11 protein-coding genes are annotated in these 21,383 nt (G+C 48.0%); 9 read left to right on the top strand and 2 right to left on the bottom strand.

The features are described 5' to 3' along the window. Positions 1-29: 29 nt before the first annotated feature. The 6 genes from NST38_RS24955 (at position 30) to dnaI (ending at position 14,376) form a co-directional block, all read left to right on the top strand. Positions 30-2,384 carry a glycoside hydrolase family 3 N-terminal domain-containing protein gene (locus NST38_RS24955; protein ID WP_076253243.1) on the top strand — a complete coding sequence of 785 codons (2,355 nt, stop codon included), beginning with the start codon at positions 30-32 and terminating at the stop codon, positions 2,382-2,384. Between the two features lie 4 nt (positions 2,385-2,388). Next, a complete protein-coding gene (locus tag NST38_RS24950; RefSeq protein WP_076253244.1) occupies positions 2,389-5,595 on the top strand; it encodes an alpha-mannosidase in 3,207 nt (1,068 codons plus the stop codon). A gap of 292 nt (positions 5,596-5,887) precedes the next feature. Further along, entirely contained in the window at positions 5,888-7,207 is a 1,320-nt protein-coding gene (locus NST38_RS24945) for a glycoside hydrolase family 125 protein (protein ID WP_076253245.1), read from the top strand. Beyond that, entirely contained in the window at positions 7,204-10,383 is a 3,180-nt protein-coding gene (locus NST38_RS24940) for a beta-galactosidase (protein WP_076253246.1), read from the top strand. Before NST38_RS24945 ends, NST38_RS24940 begins: the two co-directional genes overlap by 4 nt. Then, positions 10,380-13,163: an alpha-mannosidase gene (locus NST38_RS24935; RefSeq protein ID WP_076253247.1), complete on the top strand. Its 2,784-nt coding sequence runs from the start codon at positions 10,380-10,382 to the stop codon at positions 13,161-13,163. Before NST38_RS24940 ends, NST38_RS24935 begins: the two co-directional genes overlap by 4 nt. A gap of 262 nt (positions 13,164-13,425) precedes the next feature. Then, a complete protein-coding gene (gene dnaI, locus NST38_RS24930; RefSeq protein ID WP_036605787.1) occupies positions 13,426-14,376 on the top strand; it encodes a primosomal protein DnaI in 951 nt (316 codons plus the stop codon). Positions 14,377-14,556: 180 nt separating this feature from the next. Here the strand turns inward: dnaI and NST38_RS24925 are convergent, their stop codons facing one another. Next, entirely contained in the window at positions 14,557-14,712 is a 156-nt protein-coding gene (locus NST38_RS24925; RefSeq protein ID WP_017692450.1) for a hypothetical protein, read from the bottom strand. Between the two features lie 262 nt (positions 14,713-14,974). Here NST38_RS24925 and trxA point away from each other — a divergent pair, with 262 nt between their 5' ends. Both trxA and uvrC read left to right on the top strand, forming a co-directional pair. Next, positions 14,975-15,292: a thioredoxin gene (gene trxA / locus NST38_RS24920; RefSeq protein WP_036605788.1), complete on the top strand. Its 318-nt coding sequence runs from the start codon at positions 14,975-14,977 to the stop codon at positions 15,290-15,292. 473 nt (positions 15,293-15,765) lie between these two features. Further along, entirely contained in the window at positions 15,766-17,853 is a 2,088-nt protein-coding gene (gene uvrC, locus NST38_RS24915) for an excinuclease ABC subunit UvrC (RefSeq protein WP_076253248.1), read from the top strand. On the opposite strand, the gene NST38_RS24910 is transcribed toward uvrC, so the two are convergent. Beyond that, on the bottom strand, positions 17,822-19,519 hold the full coding sequence (locus tag NST38_RS24910; protein ID WP_076253249.1) for a CPBP family intramembrane glutamic endopeptidase: 1,698 nt from the start codon (positions 19,517-19,519) through the stop codon (positions 17,822-17,824). The genes uvrC and NST38_RS24910 overlap by 32 nt on opposite strands. 521 nt (positions 19,520-20,040) lie before the next feature. Between NST38_RS24910 and NST38_RS24905 the strand changes: the two genes are divergently transcribed. Continuing rightward, positions 20,041-21,360: a TrkH family potassium uptake protein gene (locus NST38_RS24905; protein WP_076253330.1), complete on the top strand. Its 1,320-nt coding sequence runs from the start codon at positions 20,041-20,043 to the stop codon at positions 21,358-21,360. Positions 21,361-21,383: the final 23 nt, after the last annotated feature.

Here is a 21,383-nt window from a genome sequence, read left to right as displayed (position 1 = left end):
ACGTTATAGGATTGGAGAGATGCAGATTGATGACTTATAAGGACCAAAGCAAATCCGTAGAGGAACGGGTACAACACCTGCTTAGCCTGATGACTACGGAAGAAAAGGTAGGTCAACTTACGCAGCCATTTGGCTGGCAGACCTATACGAATGATCAAGGGAACATCACGTTAAACGAATCCTTTAAACAGCAAGTGGAAAATGGGGGCATCGGCTCCCTCTATGGTGCACTTCGCGCAGATCCGTGGACGGGCGTTACGCTGGAAAATGGACTATCCGCCAGAGAAGGCGCTGAGGCGGTCAATCTGATTCAACGTTATGCAATAGAACATTCCAGACTGGGGATTCCCATTCTGATCGGGGAAGAGTGCTCGCATGGTCATATGGCTATTGACGGAACGGTCTATCCTGTCCCTCTTTTACTGGGGAGCACCTGGAATGTGGATCTGTATCGGGAGATGTGCCGGGCAGTAGCACGGGAGACACGTGCTCAAGGTGGTGCGGTCACCTATTCTCCGGTACTGGATGTTGTGCGTGATCCGCGCTGGGGACGTACGGAGGAATGTTTCGGTGAAGATCCGTTTCTCATTGGAGAGCTGGCAGTTGCTTCCGTAGAAGGGCTTCAGGGTGAAAGTCTTGACCGTGGAGATACAGTAGCGGCAACGCTGAAACATTTTGTTGGTTATGGCAGCTCAGAAGGCGGACGTAATGCAGGGCCTGTACATATGGGCTGGCGCGAGCTGCTGGAAGTGGATCTCTATCCATTCCGCAAAGCGGTGGAAGCGGGCGCTGCGTCGATCATGCCAGCATATAACGAAATTGATGGCACGCCTTGCACCGTGAATACGGAATTGCTGGAAGATGTTTTGCGTAAGGATTGGGGCTTTGACGGTCTGGTCATTACGGATTGTGGTGCGATCAACATGCTAGCAAGTGGGCATGATGTCGCGGCAGATGGAATGGAAGCTTCCGTACAGGCGATTGAGGCAGGCATCGATATGGAAATGTCCGGTGAGATGTTTGGGCAATATCTGGTGCAGGCGGTGGCAGAAGGCAAACTTGATATGCAGGTTCTGGATCAGGCTACCTCTCGCGTGCTGGCCTTGAAGTTCAGACTGGGCTTATTCGAACATCCTTATGTGGATGCCGATCGGGCAGCAGAAGTAATTGGAAGTGAAGCGCATATTCAACTGGCACGCCAGTTGGCTGCGGAAGGGGTTGTACTTCTCAAAAATGAGGCTGACACGTTACCTCTCTCGTTAGCAAATGTGGGCCGGATTGCCGTGATCGGCCCAAATGCGGATCAGGCCTACAATCAACTGGGCGATTACACATCTCCGCAACCGAAGTCGAAAGTGGCGACGGTACTAGATGGGATTCGCATTAAGCTGGCTAATCATGTGGATGGGCAAACGGAGAAGAGTTCTGTTGGTGCTTTGACTGGTGACAGCAGTACAGATCAGGTTCTTTATGCACCAGGCTGCCGGATCAAAGGTGATTCGAAAGAAGGATTCGAGCGTGCGATCGAAGTTGCCAGTCAAGCGGATACGGTCATTATGGTGGTTGGCGGCTCAAGTGCACGTGACTTTGGAGAAGGAACAATTGATCTGAAGACGGGGGCTTCCAATGTGTCGGATAACTCCTGGAATGATATGGAGTGTGGCGAAGGGATCGACCGGATGACGTTGGATCTTGCCGGAGTACAGTTGGAACTTATTCAGGAGATTCACAAGCTCGGCAAAAAACTTGTCGTTGTTTACATTAATGGTCGTCCCATCACTGAACCTTGGGTGGATGAACATGCCGATGCAATTCTGGAGGCGTGGTATCCGGGTCAAGAGGGCGGTCGTGCCATTGCAGATATTTTATTCGGTGATGTGAATCCATCGGGTAAATTGACGATCTCCATTCCGAAGCATGTCGGTCAGTTACCGATCTACTATAACGGCAAACGGTCCCGAGGCAAAAGGTATTTGGAAGAGGATTTGGAGCCACGTTATGCATTTGGATACGGACTGAGTTATACCACATATGAGTACAGTGAACCGCAGTTGAGTGCTGCATCCATGACAGCTGGTGATATGGTTTCGGTATCGGTGAATGTGACCAACACTGGCCGTTATGCAGGTGCAGAAGTTGTACAGATGTACATCTCTGACATGGTCAGCTCACTAACTCGTCCGGCCAAGGAACTGAAGGGGTTTGCAAAAGTGAACCTGGAGCCAGGAGAGACACAGACCGTGGAATTCCGAATCGGAGCCGAGCAGCTGCAGTATATTGGTCGTGATTTGAAGCCTGTCGTTGAACCTGGACAATTCCATATTCATATCGGCAGCAGCGTAAACGATACGCAAATAGCCGAACTGACCGTAAGGGAGGCGTAAGACGATGGAACGTATCAGACGATTTATTCGCGAGTTGTCCGAACATCAGTGGCTGGAGCAAATACAGCTGCGCAGCTGGGGCATTACCCGCGCTTATTATAATGTGCCAGGACAGTATGAGGATCAGGGTGAGTACCCGGAAGGCCAAGATTTTGATCGTTTTCCGAGTAAACAGGGTACGACTTATTTCTTTAGAACACGTTTGGAGATTCCTGCTACATGGCAGCAAACACCTTATGGGCTTGTATTTGAGACAGGCGGAGAAGGCTTGCTTCGGGTAAATGGGCACTCTTATCAGGGTCTGGACCGCAATCATACCTACGTCACGCTTGATCCATCCAAAGTCGGAAACGCTCCAGAACTGGAGATCGAGATGTTTGATCCGGTACCTGAACCTGTAGACCCGTTGAATCAACAGGCGGTTATTCAGCCGCCAATCACATCAATTACGAGCTTGCTGGTGAGACCCAATGAAGCGGTTCGTAGTCTGATGTATACCGTCATTATTGTCCGTGATTCGGCTGTGTTGCTACCGGAAAGTGACTTTCGGCGGGTTCGCCTGTTAGAACTGGTGTATCGTGCGATGGATCAATTTGTAGGCATGTCAGCAGAAGAGATTGAGCAGGGAGAGGGTATTCGTCAGATTGAGAATAATCTGAAGCATCATGTGCGTGAGATTGGCGGAAACGCGGAAGGTCTGGAGCATATGGTGGGACAGTCCCATATTGATATTGCCTGGCTGTGGCCTGTACGTGAGACGGTACGCAAAACGAGCCGTACTTTCTCCACCGTGGATACACTCATGAATGAATATCCGGACTATGTTTATTCCCAGAGCCAACCCTTACTATATGCGTTTCTGAAGGAGCATGATCCCGAGCTGTACGCACGGGTGAAGCAGCGGATTGTAGAAGGCCGCTGGGAACTGGTTGGCGGCATGTGGGTTGAGCCGGATCTGAACATCCCAAGCGGGGAGTCCCTGATTCGCCAGATGTTATATGGTCAGCGTTTCTATATGGAGGAGTTTGGCAAGACATCACAGATTGAATGGTTGCCGGATACGTTTGGGTATTGTGCCTCCCTGCCACAGATTTTGAAGCATGGCAATGTGGAATATTTCATGACAACAAAGCTCGGATGGAACGACACAAATGTGTTTCCATACGATCTCTTCCACTGGGTGGGCATTGACGGCACACCGATCCTGTCCTACCTCAATCATGGTGTTAACGAGCATACGTTGCCGAAGGACATTCATGATCACTGGCAGTCCTACCGTGAGAAAGCGGCTCATCCGGAGCATATGCTTCTATACGGACACGGAGATGGCGGCGGTGGCGTAACACGCGAGATGCTGGAGTATGTGGATCGCGCAGACCTGATGGTAGGTCAGCCTGCGAGCCGATATAGCACAGCTGGAGCTTTCTTTGCCGGAATTGAAAAGGAGCAACCTGTACTTCCGAAGTGGCATGGCGATCTGTATCTGGAGTTACATCGGGGAACCTATACGACCCATGCGCGCAATAAGCGTAACAACCGGAAAGCGGAGGTTCTGTATCGAGAAGCTGAGCTGTGGAATACACTCGCTCTGCCAGATATGGAGGCAGATGCAGAAGCTGAAGTGCGTTCGAATCTGCATGAAGGCTGGAAATTAATTTTGCTGAATCAATTCCACGATATTATACCGGGATCGGCGATTACGGAGTCCTACGTCACTTCGAATGAGGAATATGTACAGGTATTTGAATTAGGCAGAACCGGACTGGATCAAGGCATTGCAGCATTGACAACGGGTATCAATACAGAGGGACCAGAAGGTTCAGTAGCCTATGTTGTATTCAACAGCCTGGGCTGGAAACGGAGTGCAGTCGTTCAACTTCCTGTGCAGGAGGGCTTGGATCGCTACGGCATCGATGAAGAAGACCAGCGCTTGCGGATGGATCGGGAGGATGGCAACATGTCTATTCTCGTGACAGACATTCCGGCGTTTGGATATAAGACGATTTGGCTGGTACCGGAAAATACAAGGGAAACGAATGTACGGGAAATGAAGAACCTTGCCGCACAAACAACCTTTAATGATACATGGGATACTGCCTTTTATCATGTGCAGTTCAACGAACGTGGGGAGATCACCCGTCTGTGGGATAAAACCGCAGAGCGTGAGATGCTGAAGCCGGGTGAACGAGGAAATCAACTTCACTTCTTCCACGATCGTCCAACGCTTTGGGATGCATGGGATATCGACAGTCGTTATGAAGAACAGATTGCTGGCGAAGTGGAACTTTTGGAGAAAAAGCTGGTGCTGGCGGGTTCAACGAAAGATGTCCTGCGCTTCCGCTGGAAGCTACATCAATCGGTGATTACACAAGATATCGTCTTTTATCATGACTCACGGCGAATTGATTTCCAGACACAGGTGAACTGGAACGAGAATCACAAACTTCTAAAAGTTGGTTTCCCGATTGATGTGGTGACCTCCAAGGCCACATTTGAAATTCCATTTGGCTCACTGGAACGCCCAACACATCGCAACACAAGCTGGGAACAAGCCCAGTATGAAGTCTGTGGACACCGCTTCGCGGATGTCTCCGAATATGGATACGGCGTGAGCATGCTCAACGACTGCAAGTACGGGTATGACGTGCAGGGCAGCACCATTCGTTTGTCCTTGCTGCGTGCACCGAAATGGCCTGATCGCACAGCCGATCTGGGAGAACATGAATTCACCTATTCCCTCTACCCTCACGACGGAGACTGGCGAACTGCACACACCGTACGTCAGGCTGCCGAGCTGAATCATGAGGTGACAGTACAGCAAGTGAAACAAGTGCAACAAAAGGGCCAGATACAACAAGAGCAGCAGATAGAGCAGGTGCAGCCAAGCACAGGGACTGGAGTCGATCCAATTGCAGATGCAACTGCAATTGCGGCACCTGTACGTCCAGCAACAGGCTCCTGGATTAACTTCAACAGTAGCCACGTGATTCTAGATACCGTCAAATTGGCAGAGGATGGGCACGGAACAGTCCTTCGTTTCTATGAATCATCAGGCAAACGCGAAAACATCACATTGCAATGGCCACATGCCTTTGAACAGGCGTATCACTCCAACGCACTGGAAGAACCGGTCCAACCACTGGCCCATACCAATGGCCAGATTACATTATCTTTTAAACCTTACCAAATACAAACCGTGTTACTGCGGTAAACCTTTTTGAAAATTTTTGAGCTATATATGTCCAGCTCTTTATTCACACGTTAACGGAGAGGACAGAAATAACCAGAAGAAGCGAAGCGTTCGCCTAAAAGCTTTCTGAAAGAAAGCTACATCGGAAGCATACGCTATCCCCAGATTTTACCCTTTAGAAAAGGGAATCAAAAAAATCTGGGGATAACAGCGATCGGAGGATATTTCTGACCGCGCAGTGGTCCCGTGTAAATTTTTTGTTTTATCCTGTATAGCTACACCATTCAATTTGTTTAAGGAGTTGCACTCATCCATGGAACAGTTCAGATTACCCAAAATACCCATGCCACCGGTTGCTTTGCCACAATCCATTCAGGCTGTGCTCGAAGAAGCAGAACAGAAACTGGCTCACCGACCAAAACTGCTTCAATTATTCAAAAACTGCTTCCCCAACACCATCGAAACAACAACCAAGTTGATGGAGGACGGTACGACTTTTGTTATCACAGGGGATATTCCGGCTTCATGGCTGCGTGATTCCGTGGAGCAGGTGGTACATTACATTCCGTTTGCAAAAGAAGACGAGGACCTGCAACGCATTATTGGCGGGCTGATCAAACGTCATATCCAGTATGTTCACATCGATCCATATGCCAATGCCTTCAATGAGACTGCTAACGACTGGCATTGGAACACCACGGACGAAACCAAGATGTCGCCTTGGGTGTGGGAACGCAAATTTGAGATTGACTCATTATGTTTTGTTGTACGTTTGGCGTATTTATATTGGAAGGAAACCGAGCTGACCGACATTTTCGATTCAAGCTTCAAGGCAGCGATGCGTAAAATTGTGGACCTGTTCAAAGTCGAACAGCATCACATGGAACAATCTCCATATCGCTTTACTCGTAATAACGGCATCCCAACAGATTCCCTGCGCAATCACGGAAAAGGTATGCCAGTCAACTACACGGGTATGATCTGGTCCGGTTTCCGTTCCAGTGATGATGCGTGTGATTTCCACTACAATATCCCTGGCAACATGTTCGCGGTTGTCGCTCTGCGTCAAATGCAGGAGTTTGCCGAGTGGGTGTTCCGGGATATGGAACTTTTGCAGGAATTGAAGGATCTGGAGCAGGATGTGGATCACGGCATTCAGTTGTACGGGATTTATCGTCATCCGGAATTTGGACCGATTTATGCGTACGAGACGGACGGTTATGGCAACCACTGTCTCATGGACGATGCGGGTACACCGGGACTTATGTCCATTCCATATCTGGGTTACGTCACAGCGGATGATCCGATCTACCAGAATACGCGCCGTTTTGCCCTGAGCAAAGAGAACCCGTTCTATTATGAAGGCAAGGTTGCCAAAGGGATTGGTAGCCCTCACACCCCACCAGATTACATCTGGCATATGGGATTGTCCATGCAAGGACTGACTGCGCAGTCTGCCGAGGAGAAACTGGAGATTATTCGCATGCTCGAAGCGACAGATGCAGATACGGGTTATATGCATGAAGGCTTCCACGCCGATGATCCAACGATTTTTACACGAAAATGGTTTGCATGGTCCAACAGCCTGTTCTCCCAGTTGGTCTATAAATCCATGAAGGATGGCCTGTTATGAGTATCCAACCTAATGATAAAAAGCTGATTATCTTCGCTGACTCTACGTTTCCTTTGGATGGTACTTTTCCAACTGAGCAGGCTCTGAATGCATGGAAAGCAGTAGAAGAGATCACCGTTGTAAACGCTGAAGAACTTGCAGAGGCTTTGAAGACCACAGCAGGTGAAGGATGTCTGGTGAATCTGCATGCACCCTATTTCCCTAAGTTCGCCTGGACGGAAATTGCAGCTTACCTGCATCAGGGCGGGAGCCTGATTAGTGTTGGTGGTGCGCCCTTCAAACGTCCGGTTCGATATGAAAATGGGGCATGGGTTGTAGAGTCCGAGCAGACCGCGTATCATCAGGAACTCTATATTCATGAGGCACTGAACGTATCTTCTGCCAATGTGCAATCGTACACTTCATCCGAACAGATCCCGCTTCTCACTGGGAAAGAGGGGCTGTTTGAGAAGGCAGATACATGGAATCTGGTTCCACATACAACCAAAACAAGTGATCTGCCCCACCAGATGGGGTCATCAGGACCGATGAGTACGCAGATTTATCCATTGCTTCGTGGCATGAGTAAAGACGGGCGCAGTGTCGCCGCTCCGGTCGTTCTGTGGGAAAACTCGCGCGGGACTTTCGTAGGTTCACGCTGGATGTTTGTACATCTGCCGCTGACCACCTCATTCTGGACGCAGGATGGCGCTGCCGAGATTGTGAAATGGGCGCAATTCTGTGCGCAAGGTGTAACTGAGTTATCCCTCAAAACGAATTATGCTTCGTATGAGCCAGATGAGCGGGCTATACTCACACTTCAAGGCCAGATTTTACAGCGAGCAGGGAACAGACTTACCGAGTCCGAGCTGTGGGCATTCGACATAACAGTCGAGCATGAAGATCGCACAAGTGGCACGACGGAGAAGGTATGGAGCCATCGACTGGAGATGGAACTTTCCGGTGAGCAGCGTTTCGAACGTATACTTCTCCCGGTATCCATTGAAAGTGGGCTGTATCGGATCGTATGCCAGGCGCAGGCTCCTGACGGTGAAGTTCGGACCTTGCGTCAAGGCTTCTGGGGACAGGATGCTGCACTGCTGGCAGAAGGGGAAGTGATTACCCGCAGCAGGGACTATTTTGTAAAAGACGGACGTCCTCTCCCAGTTGTGGGCATGACCTACATGACCTCCGACGTGGCACGGAAATTTCTGTTTTTGCCGAACGTAGATGTTTGGGATCGAGATATGGCTCAGATGGCGAAAGCAGGAATCAACTGGATTCGGACCGGAATCTGGACCGCCTATCGCAACATGATGCAGGTGGACGGACATATGGCAGAGGATGTGCTTCGTGCCATTGATGCATTTATTTTAACGGCGAAACGCCACGGCTTACAGGTCACGTTCACTTTCTTCTCCTTTACACCAGAGACATGGGAAGGCACGAATCCGTATTTGGACCCGCAGAGTGTCGAAGCACAGAAACGTTTCATCCGCAGCATCGTCAGTCGTCACACGCATACAACACATGTGGACTGGGATCTGATTAATGAGCCATCGATGTTCGATCCAGTACGTATCTTCTCAGCTGGCCCACGCTCGGCGAGGGATTCGTATGAACAGCAGGCTTATATCGCTTGGCTTCAGCAGCGTCATGAGACGATTGAAGCGTTGCAGGAGGCATGGAACATGTCGCCGAAGCAGCTCCCCAACTTTGCAGCCGCAGTGATCCCGGAGGCGGAAGAGATTAATTTTGATGTACAGGACATGCACAAGGCCAAAAAGGGAACACGCTGGCTCGATTACTGTCTCTTCTCTATGGAGATGCACAATGTTTGGGCAAGAGAGCTTGTAGGTACGATCAAGGATCTGGTACCGAATCATCTGGTTACTGTGGGACAGGACGAAGCCCTTGGTGCACAGCGTCCTTCGCCTTTCTTCTATGAACGTGAAGTGGATTATACAACGGTGCATTCCTGGTGGTTAAACGATGATCTGATCTGGGATGGCATTTTCGCTAAAACGCCACATAAACCAAATCTCATTCAGGAGACGGGCATCATGTATGTGGAAACCCCGGATGGACGAGCCAAACGTACGGAAGAAGAGCTTCGTGGCATTCTCGAATGCAAGTACGCCTATGCGTTCTCGACAGGCGGCGCAGGAGCGGTGCAATGGATCTGGAACACCAACTTTTATATGGATAATGCCAATGAGTCTCATATCGGAGCCTTGCGTGCAGATGGTACGGAGAAACCAGAGGCAGATGTGTCTTATGATTTTGGCCGATTCATGCATGGCATTCGTGATCTCTTTGAAGACCGCGAGCTGGAGGATATTGCAGTCGTGTTCCCGTATTCCAATGACTTCTCCAACCGTGCCCTGGCCTATGATGCTACAACAAAGCTGACTCGTGTAATGTCCTATGATCTGAAATTGCCATTCCGTGCGTTATCCGAATATCATCTGGAAGCGTTGGAGCAGCAGCCACCGAAACTGATCATCGTACCGAGTCCGCATAATATGGACAGCGATGCACTTCAACAATTGCTCACGTTTGCGGAGAAGACAGGTACAAGTCTGCTCATCACTGGACCACTGGGACTGGATGCATACTGGAAGGCAACTGACCGGGCAGATCATATTGTCGGCAAACGCAGTCTGGGTAACGTGCAGCGGGAAGAACTGCTGAATATTAATGGCGTGAATCACCGTGTGACCTATGGACGGCGTCGTATCGCCGAGGTGGCAAAGGAGACGTTGCTTCATGGGGATAAAGGTACAGCAGATGAAGTAACCGTTTTGCCTTTGGGTAAAGGGAAATTAATCTGGACTCCACTGCCGCTCGAGTTAAATGGACGGGACGAGCCACTTGCTGAATTGTATCGTTATGCAACCGAGATTTCGGGCATCGAACAGGAGTTGGAATGGATATCTGGCGGAGATATCGCAGGGATCTATGGCCGGAAGCTGAGTTTTCCAAAAGGAAATCTGTATGTATTTGTATCGGAATTTTCCTTGAACCATGAAGTTCACGTGAGAGATCAACGTACAGGTGTATCGTATTCGTTCCAATTGGAGAAAAATCGTTCGGTGCTGTTTGCGACAGATGCTTCCGGTAAGCTGAATGGCGTGTATCGCCCTGATGAGGTTGAGATTGTACAACAAGATGAAAGAGGTGGGATAACACGATGACCAAGAAAAAGAGAGCACATATTATTTCGCATACCCACTGGGATCGGGAATGGTACTTGCCGTATGAGAAGCATCATATGCGACTCATTCAGCTCGTCGATTCACTGTTGGATCAGCTGGATGAGGGATCGGACTATAAAAGCTTTTATTTGGATGGACAAACGATTATCATCGAAGATTATCTTCAGGTTCGACCGGAGCAGAAAGAACGACTGGAGAAGCATATCCGCAATGGGCGGATTGTGATTGGACCATGGTACATTTTGCAGGATGCGTTTCTGACGAGCGGAGAAGCCAATGTGCGCAACATGCAGGTTGGACATAAGGACGCCAAACGTTACGGCACCCCTTCGAAAATTGGTTACTTTCCCGATACATTTGGATTGGTCGGGCAGACTCCACAGCTGATGCAGCAATCAGGCATTGATAATGTGTTTTTTGGACGTGGTGTGAAGCCGACGGGATTTAACAATACGGTATCGGATGCCGGATATGAATCAAGCTTCTCGGAGCTGATGTGGGAAGGACCAGACGGATCAAAAGTGCTCGGCGTATTGTTTGCCAACTGGTACTCCAACGGAAATGAAGTTCCTGTAGACGAGGAATCGGCCCGCAAGTTCTGGGAAACCAAGCTTGCAGATGCCGAGAAATATGCATCGACCAATGAGTTGTTGTACATGAACGGATGTGATCACCAGCCGATTCAGCGAGATCTGCCAGAAGCGATTCGCATGGCTGAACAATTACATCCCGATATCGAGTTCATTCACTCGAATTTTCCAGATTATCTGGAGGCTCTGAGAGCATCTTCTGAACATGAGTTGTCCACGGTCAAAGGAGAACTGCGCAGCCAGCGTACCGATGGCTGGGGAACCTTGGTGAACACCGCCTCGGCTCGTGTGTATCTGAAACAGATGAACCAACTGGGCCAGACCATGCTGGAAAAGGTGGCTGAACCCCTGGCATCCTACGCCTATCTGCTTGGACATGCCTATCCACATGATCAACTGACGTATGCCTGGAAAACGCTGATGCAAAATCATCCGCATGACAGCATCTGTGGATGCAGTGTGGATGAGGTGCATCGCGAGATGGTGACACGGTTTGATAAGAGCCGTCATGTAGCAGAGGCTTTAATTGAAGAGAGCACCAGCCAGATTGCTACAGCTGTCGATACCTCCATCTTTGAGCGTTACGGCGAAAATGCCCGGCCTGTTGTAGTGTTTAATACAACGGGGTGGGAACGCAGCGGTGTAGTTCAGATGGAACTGGACGCGACTCGGTTGTATTTCCGGGATGGACATACATTGGAGGAAATGGCGGCACAGATGAAAGCCGTTGACCTGTCAGATCGCATACTGGTAGATGAAGATGGTAATCACATTCCATGTACGGTGGAGGATCTGGGTCTGCAATTCGGCTATGATCTGCCGGATGATCGCTTCCGTCAGCCGTATAGCTGTCGGCGCGTTCGTATTCGTTTTGAAACAGAGAATGTGGCTGCATTTGGCCTGAAAACCTATGCATTGATCAACGTTGCGGATGATGCTAAGAGTGGTACTCCTTCGAAAACGACTTCGCTGTTGCGTGGTGAACGTGGTATGGAAAATCAATATATGATCGTCACGATTGCAGACAACGGTTCATTCACAATCACAGACAAACGAACAGGCCGGACTTACAAGGACCTTGGCGTATACGAAAATGTGGGTGATATCGGCAATGAATACATGTTCAAACAACCAGAGAATGAAGTTGCATCGACAACACACGAGCTTCAGGCCGAGATTCGGGTTCTTGAGGATACATCATACTTGGCCTCGTTTGAAGTTATTCATCATTGGGAAATACCGGAGTCAGCGGATGAGATGCTGGATCAGGAACAGCGAGAACTGATTTATTATCCACATCGCAAAGCCCAGCGTTCAACGAAGATGATTCCGCTCCAGATTCGCACGGTTGTATCCCTCAGTCGTAGTGGAAAAGGAGTGCAAATGGAAACAACCTTCAACAATCAGGCGAAGGATCATCGGGTGCGTTCTCTTTTCCCAACCGATCTGGTATCTGCTGTTCATCATGTGGATTCCATGTTCGAAATTGCAACACGTGATAACAAGCCTGCACCGGAGTGGCAAAATCCAAGCAATACACAGCATCAACAGAGTTTTGTAGATGTAAGTGAACAAGACGCAGGATTGGTCGTAGCCAATCTGGGTCTGAATGAATATGAAGTCCTTCAGGATGGACGCAACACCATCGCCGTGACGCTGCTTCGTGCGGTAGGCGAACTCGGAGACTGGGGTTTGTTCCCGACACCGGAAGCACAATGTCTTGGTGAACATACATTTCAGATCGAGATCACTCCGCATGATGGCAATGGTGCAGCATCAGGTGCATATATCGAGGCGTATCAGTTCCAGGTTCCTTGGACGCTGGCACAAACCGAAGTACACCCGGGTTATCTGACACCTAGCAACACACCGTTTGCATGGCAAGGAGACGGTTTAGCATTTTCTTCACTCAAGGTAAATGAAGATTCCGGTGATGTGATGCTCCGCTGGTTCAATATGACCACCGAATCTGCTACGTTGAAGTTTGCTGCATCGCAAGCGAATCCACAGCCATTCGAAACGGCATACAAAAGCAACATCCTGGAGGAAGAGGGCGAAAGGCTTATTGCCCGCAGCATAGAAGAGGCGTCGACATTATCATTTGCCAATAAAGAATGGACCATACAGACAGGCTCATGCGAGATCGTTACTGTCGGCTTGCGGCGCTAATAAAGGTTGTTCAAAAGGTCGAAAAACAGACTTTTGACCACGTAATAAAAGGTACAGGACTGCAGTGTGCTCTAAACTAGGCATTACGTACGGTGGTGGAAGGGTTACGCTATTTACCAGATCTATGAGTTGAGTTATTGGTTGTTTTTCTATAGAATGAACAGTAGAATTGCAAATGATCGAAAGTTCCTATGCCATCAAGATGGTCAGGGGTACACTTCATTGTTCATTCTATATTGAAACATTAAGGGGGCTTGAAGCCATGGAATCCTTGGGAGGACTGCTTCAGCAGCTGAACCCTGCCTTTCGTGAGCAATCGCGGCGGATTGCGGCGGAATTGATGGAAAATCCGTACGTACGCGAATTCCGCGCAGGTCATCCTGAACTGCAAGATGCACAGCTCATGACCGATCTGAGCAAGCTATTTCAGTACGCTAAAGACTCCAAGAACTGTGCGAATTGTCCGGGACTCGACAACTGCCCTAACGATTTTCAGGGCCACTTTTGCAAACTGGAAGTAGAACATTTTAACGGTAAACCCGAAATCATAGATATAAAAGCACCTTGTTCCAAACATATCGCCCGGCAAAATGAACATATCATTAAGCAACGAATTCGCAGTTTCTATGTGGACGAGCGTGCGCTCAGTGCCGGATACAACGATGTAGAGATTATGGGCAAGGATCGGATGCGTGCTCCGGCTGTGAATCAGGTGCTTCGGTATATTAGCGAGACCAAGGAGAACGGACTGTCTCCACAAGGACTGTTCCTGGAAGGGACATTCGGGACGGGTAAGACGTTTCTGATGTGTTATCTGCTGCATGAACTGGCGGTTGCAGGCCACACGGGTGTCATTATCTATATGCCTGACTTTGTGGAGGATCTGAAATCTATGATCAGTGAAGGGCAGAAGCTGAAGGAAATGACGGATATTCTGAAAAGTTGTGATCTGCTTATCTTTGATGATATCGGGGCAGAGAATTTGAACCCTTGGGTTCGAGATCATGTGATGGGGTCCATTTTGAACTATCGGATGAATCGCAAACCAACGTTTTATACGTCCAATTACAATCTGGATGGGCTTGAAAAACATCTTAGTTTCACCAATCGGGACGGCGAGGAAATGAATAAAGGTCAACGTTTGATGGACCGTATTCGTCCATTTGTGGATGTTATCTCCGTTCGGGGTGAGAATCAGCGCGGTAAACGTTAAACCGATCTAATTGAACGAAACGGTTCTGGACAAGGTTAATCTTCAAATTATCGGTGGAGTTTAGGATTTAGAAGCTGAGCTGATTGCAATCAAAAGCTAAAGTAGTCCCAAAAAAAGCCTGGCTTTCGCATTGTTGCGAAAACCGGGCTTTTCTGGTCCTGCGTGAGACCTGTGAGTGTCCTATTCGGTGAGGAATTTGAAGATAACCATACCGAAAAAGATCACTGTCATCAGGCCGGCCATGCCGGCAACACCCGCGATCAGATCAAATAGATCGTTGCGGGGTTCCTCGTTCACATGTTCACGCGGGTCGCTGATCCGCACATTTGCATCCATGTTATTGCCTCCTTATGGGGAAACAGCTTGCCCGTATGGGGGCTGAAACCCGGAGTAATTTTAGTATACTTGGAAAAGAAAGCGTTTGTAAAGATTTTGCAGTTAGTATCCCACATCCTGTAATTGTGAAGATTTGATGTTGGGAAGATGAACATTGCAGCGTTCAATTCACAAGTTTGACGTACCTGTGTTATACTGGAAGTGTCGTTCACGACGTTACAGGTTAAAATAAACCGTAAGTATATATAAGGAGGACAATTTCATGGCTATTGTTAACGTATCCGATCAATCCTTCAACGCTGAAGTAGAAGGCGAAGGAACGGTTCTTGTTGATTTCTGGGCGCCTTGGTGTGGTCCTTGTAAAATGCTCGCTCCAATCTTGGAAGAGCTGTCCACAGAAGTTGGCGATGCAGTGAAAATTGCTAAAGTTAACGTGGATGAAAATCCGGAATCTGCTTCCCGCTTTGGCGTAATGAGCATTCCAACTTTGATCTTCTTCAAAGACGGTCAACCGGTAGATAAAGTGGTTGGTCTGAACTCGAAAGATGCGCTCAAAGGAATTATCGAAAAACACCAATAATTTACAGGCTTACACATACGCCTCCGGTTTACATGCCGGGGGCGTTTTGCGTCGAATACCTTTATATAGGACAATATAAAGTAAAAATATTTTTCACACTTGAATGTAGAGTACAGAACCGATCTGGAGAAGCGAAGTGCTCGCGTTTATCCCGGATTCATCTCTGATATATAGATGGAACTAATTATTTACACAGTAACGGAGAGGACAGAAAAAACCTGAAGAAGCGAAGCGTTCCCCTTTATCAACAGATTTTTCCCTTGAGAAAAGGGAATGAAAAAAATCTGGGGATAACAGGGATTGGAAGGTTGTTCTGTCATCGTAGTGTCAGTGTGAATTATCTTTAGTTTCTTCTTATAAAAAAGGTGACTCAGAGACAATCCGATAACGGATTGGAAGACGGTACTGTAATCAGAATGGCTTAGTGTAACCTTTTATTTATACTTTTTTCGGGAAGGAGGATTCACCGAATTATGGACCAATTCATCAATGATTTGCAGGATCAGGAGAAGGCATTGGAGCAGATTCGTCACAAGCTCGCTTTGCTGCCAGACATGTCTGGATGTTACCTGATGAAAAACAGTGAAGGCACCATTATCTACGTAGGTAAGGCCAAAGTGTTGAAGAACCGCGTACGCTCTTATTTTATCGGCAGTCATAACGGAAAGACGCAGCGTCTGGTGTCCGAAATCCGTGATTTCGAATATATCGTGACGGGCAGTAACATGGAAGCACTCATTCTGGAGTGTAACTTAATCAAGAAACATATGCCGCGGTATAACGTGTTGCTCAAGGATGACAAGACATTCCCATATCTTAAAATTACCAATGAAAAGCACCCCCGGTTGGAAGTAACCCGGCGTGTGCTGAAAGATAAAGCCAAATACTTCGGACCTTATCCGAACTCGTATGCGGCACACCAAACAAAAAAACTGCTCGACCGCATGTATCCACTGCGCAAATGTGGTGTAATGCCCAAAGAAGTGTGCCTGTACTATCACATGGGACAGTGTCTCGCCCCTTGTGTGAAGGAAGTGGAGAAGGAGCAGTACGACCAGATTTCCCAAGAGATTGGTTCATTTCTGAGCGGTGGTCACGAAGAGATCAAGAAGGATTTGCAGCGTAAGATGCAGGAGGCCGCGGAAGATCTTTATTTTGAACGAGCCAAGGAACTGCGCGACCAGGTGATCGCCATCGATGCGATGATGGAAAAACAGAAAATTACGATGGCCGATGCCAGAGACCGTGATGTATTTGGTTTTGCCATTGATAAAGGCTGGATGTGTGTCCAGATTCTATATATGCGTCAGGGTAAAATGATTGAACGTCACGTATCAACCTTCCCGTTTTACGGTGAGGCGTATAGTGACTTCATGTCCTATGTAACACAGTATTACAGCGATAATCCGGCATTGCCACAAGAAATTTTGTTGCCGGAAATGCCCAAGGATCTTGCAACGGATAACGAAAGTTTGGATACAGTATCTGATGCTGAGGGATCGGTGCCTGCCGCAGTTACGGTAGAATTCGAGCAGATGGGACAAGTGGAGCGCAGTAACGCTTCCCAGCCACTGGTTGCTGAGAGTCGTGCAGCTTACGGAGGTTCCACTGAGGCAGAAGGTGAACAACCTGACAGTATGCAAGAGGATGCTCCAATAACGGATATAACTGCTTCAAATGAAAAGCTTCCATCAGGACTGGAAGACCCAACTCAGGTTGCTGCTGCTTTACAAGAGTGGTTGGAGATCAAAGTGCTCATTCCGCAACGTGGATTGAAACGGCAGATGATCACGATGGCCGTGGACAACGCACGTGTGGCATTGGAAGAGAAGTTCCGTTTGATTGAGCGAAATGAAGAACGTACCTCCAAAGCTGCCGAAGGACTGGGACGTTTTATTGGACTGGATCAGCTTCACCGTATTGAAGCGTTTGATAACTCGAACATTCAGGGTACAAACCCGGTATCTGCCATGATCGTATTTACCGATGGTAAACCGGATAAGAAGGAATATCGGAAGTACAAGGTCCGTTCGGTTGAAGGGCCGGATGATTATGAAACGATGAGAGAGGTCATCCGTCGCCGTTACGAACGGGTATTAAAAGAAAACCTGACCCAGCCTGACCTGATTGTGGTCGATGGTGGTAAAGGACAGATTTCGGCTGCGGTCGATATTTTGGAAAATGAGCTGGGGCTGTTTATTCCGGTATGTGGTCTGGTGAAGGATGCGAAGCATAAGACTTCACAGTTGATGATCGGTAATCCACCGGAAGTCATCTCCCTGCCACGGGATAGTCAGGAATTCTACCTGTTGCAGCGGATACAGGAAGAGGTCCACCGTTTTGCGATCTCGTTCCACCGGGAACAGCGTGGCAAATCCATGGTGACATCACGTTTGGATGCCATTCCGGGTATTGGAGAGAAGCGGCGTAAGCTGCTGTTGAAGCATTTTGGTTCTTTGCGCAAAATAAAAGAGGCCAGCGTTGAAGACTTCCGGCCTCTATCTATTGGTGACAAACTGGCAAATCAGATTATTGCAGCACTTCGGGATGAGGAGTCGTAACATACGGCTTCTCTTTTTGTTTTGGATTGAATTTGTAGACCACATATCCAACAATTGCCGGGAGTACAATCCAGAAGAGTCCAGCTGTCATATTCAGGGCATCGCCCATAAAGACCAAGCTGAGTCCCATCAACAAGCTGTCGAAGATCACATGGGCGAATACAACGGCAATGAAGCCGTGACGCAGCATGATCAGACTGAACAGCAATCCAATCACCAACAGCTCAATGGGACGGGTGATTACTGGATAGATCGGATACAATGTGTGTCCAAGTGCCCAAATGATGGTTGGAATCAAACAGGCAATAAACGTGTTACGCACAATCTTTTGCATCATGCGAATGCCGAACAGTCGATAAACAGTTTCTTCACCAATACCGGCCATCCAGGCCATGATCGGGAAGAGCCAGGCATAGGTCATATTAAATGTAGATTGATCTGCTGACGTTGTTGACCATGTGCCAATGCTTCGCTCCAGAATGAAGAACAGGATGGATTGCACACCCAGTAGAATGAATGCCCACAGGTAACCAGCAACCATGCTGTGAAGTACATATTTTCCATATCCGGGTTCTTTGGCACGAGGCCATGGGTTCAGACCTATTTTGCGCCACATGCCGTCACCAGCAACAAGAGACAGATAGATGGTTGCACTCATGACCAGTGTAATTCCCGCCTGCATTAACATCAGGAACGCTAACATGAAGTTGGAGAGCCCTTGTGCCTGAAAGAGTGGAATCATGTTCAGCGTACCAATTACCGAAGCTGCGAAATACACCAGCGAGAGGATGATCCCGCGTTTGAAAGACGTATGTGCTCGGGTCAGAATGCTATAGATGATTGCCAGCACGCCCAGAACAAAGGTCAGGAATGCATAGCCGCCATAGGTCATCCAATTGGCTTGGCGCGTTTGATCTTTCACATAATCGGTATGGGATTCAGGGACAGAGAATCCAGGATCGAAGGATCGTACCGCACCCTCTTCAAACGTAAAATTCAATTCAAGCTTAGAGTCTCCAATGGCTTTTTCAGAATCCACATACTTCAGTCCCGCTTCACCATCGCGAGTCTCCAGTTGAAGTACCGGCACTTCATAACCGAATTCGGTCAGAACGCCAGCCGCGAGCTGTTGTTTCTCGTCCAGAGACATATTGCCTTCAGCAAGTACTTGCGATGTGGTCACTCGTCCACTAACCTGCTCCGCCTCAATGGCGGTATAGAGTGAAGAAGGCAGTTCCCGTTTGAAGCCGACGACTTTTCCTGTTTTCATATGTACGTCAACATTAAGATAACCGCCCTTGTCTTGATCAGGCAAACGAACGCGGAATACATCGTAAGGATAGCTTGTTTCCCATTTCTGGTTATAGGTATCAAGTTGTTTGGTTTTGGCCATATACCCGTAGATATCCGAATGTGTCTGGTAGGTGACCAGGGTTTTTGCATCATCATTTGGCAGTGTATAGTCATTCACAGAAGCTGCGAATGATCGTGCGGATTGCTTCGCCTGCTCCTTGGTTATGAAGGACGTAGACGAAATTTCTGTCGTTTGTGATGAGGTAGCAGGAAAGATCTGAAATACAAAAAATAGAATCAGGCCAATCGCCGCAAGCAACCCCAGCCGCTTGAAGTTAGCCTTGAGTTGCAAAGGCTGCCCTAAGGGATTCATGTAATGGTGTTCCTCCTTTATTGATAGAGGTAGTTCAAAAAGTTTCTATCTTCATCCCATCTTCTTGGTACTGAAAACCGCCCTTTTTGAACACGCACTAATATGGATATTAAAGTTAACATAGCACAGGCCAAGCACCGAATGCCAATGATGTAACGAAAACAGGTGTAAATCCTTGAAAATGAATGAAAAGGACCGAAAGAATCTGATCCATCCGTCGCGATATCTGAGTTCTTCCCTTTTTGGCTGAATTCGATCCGATTTACACAAAAAACGTTTTGTCTACAAACGTCGCAGCGCTTATAATTTTGAAACAAATGTGCAATGATTCGCATGTCTTTCGCCCAACAAGGGAACGAATAGGATATATTCCAACTTCATTATATATGTCGTTTTAATCTGAATCATACTTGTTTAACGTTTGGCAACAGCATTTCAAATGAAGAACGCTCCACGGGTGTGGAGTTATTTTCATTTTAGAAGAGGTGGAAGATACTCAAGTGAAACTGAATGTGCAATGGATGCGATTATCGCCACCCCGTATTCTTGTGTTAGGGTTTGCTGGCATCATATTGGTAGGCACAATGTTGTTAATGCTTCCGGCATCCAACCGTAACGGAGACAGTCTTGCATTTATTGATGCGCTCTTTACAGCAACTTCGGCTGTTTGTGTCACTGGTTTGGTTGTGGTGGATACAGGGACTCATTTCTCGGTGCTGGGTCAGGTTGTAATCGCGATTCTGATTCAGATTGGCGGACTGGGCTTCATGACAATGTCCACATTGGTTGCCATTGCGTTCAAACGGCGGATTTCGCTTAGAGAACGGTTGATTCTACAGGAAGCGATGAATCAGAGCACGATGGAGGGCATCGTCCGGCTGATCCGTAAAGTTGTGATCTACTCACTCATTATCGAAGGCATATGTGGCACACTGTTTGCCATTCGCTGGTCGTTCGACATGCCGATTGGACAGGCGATCTATTATGGCTATTGGCATGCGATCTCCATGTTCAACAATGCGGGCTTTGATATGTTTGGGGATTTCCGCAGTCTGACCGGTTATGTGTATGACCCGTTGGTTAATTTTACAGCAATGTTCCTGATTGTCTCTGGCGGTATCGGTTTTGTGGTGTTGTCAGACCTGGTGGATTACCGCAAAACGCGGAAGCTGTCTCTGCACTCCAAAGTTGTACTGTTAATGACTGGATTGTTAATTGTGTTTGGTGCACTTGTCATTTTCGTATTTGAATTTAGCAATCCACGGACACTGGGTGGCCTGAACTGGGGTGGCAAAATTCTCGGTTCATTCTTCCAGTCCGTTACGCCGCGAACAGCAGGAGCCAATACGGTAGATATTGCCGGACTCAGGCAGGCAACACAGTTCTTTATGATCATTCTGATGTTCATTGGTGCTTCGCCAGGTTCTACCGGAGGCGGGATCAAAACAACGACATTTATGATTATGGCGGGAGCGGTCATCGCCATGATGCGTGGGCGTGAAGATATCGTGTTTTTCCGCTACCGGCTCGTACAGGAACGGATTTTCAAGGCGCTTACCATTACATTGCTGGCACTCTTGTTCATCATAGCTGTAACGATGGCATTAAGTACCACAGAAGACGCCAGTTTTATGATGATCTTATTTGAAACGACATCGGCCTTTGGTACCGTTGGATTATCGCTTGGACTGACGCTGAAACTGACTACATTGGGCAAACTCCTGATCTGTTTTACGATGTTTGCAGGAAGGCTTGGACCGATCACATTAGCGTATGCACTTGGGCAGAAAAAGGGTAAAGAGTTATACAGGTATCCGGAAGGCAAAATGATTATTGGATAAATCTATTTTTAGTGAGTTTTGAA

It is taken from the genome of Paenibacillus sp. FSL H8-0104 (assembly GCF_038050215.1).
GTDB lineage: Bacteria > Bacillota > Bacilli > Paenibacillales > Paenibacillaceae > Paenibacillus > Paenibacillus amylolyticus.
The sequence above is the reverse complement of the archived record's forward strand: the minus strand, read 5'-3'. Positions and strand labels throughout refer to the sequence as shown.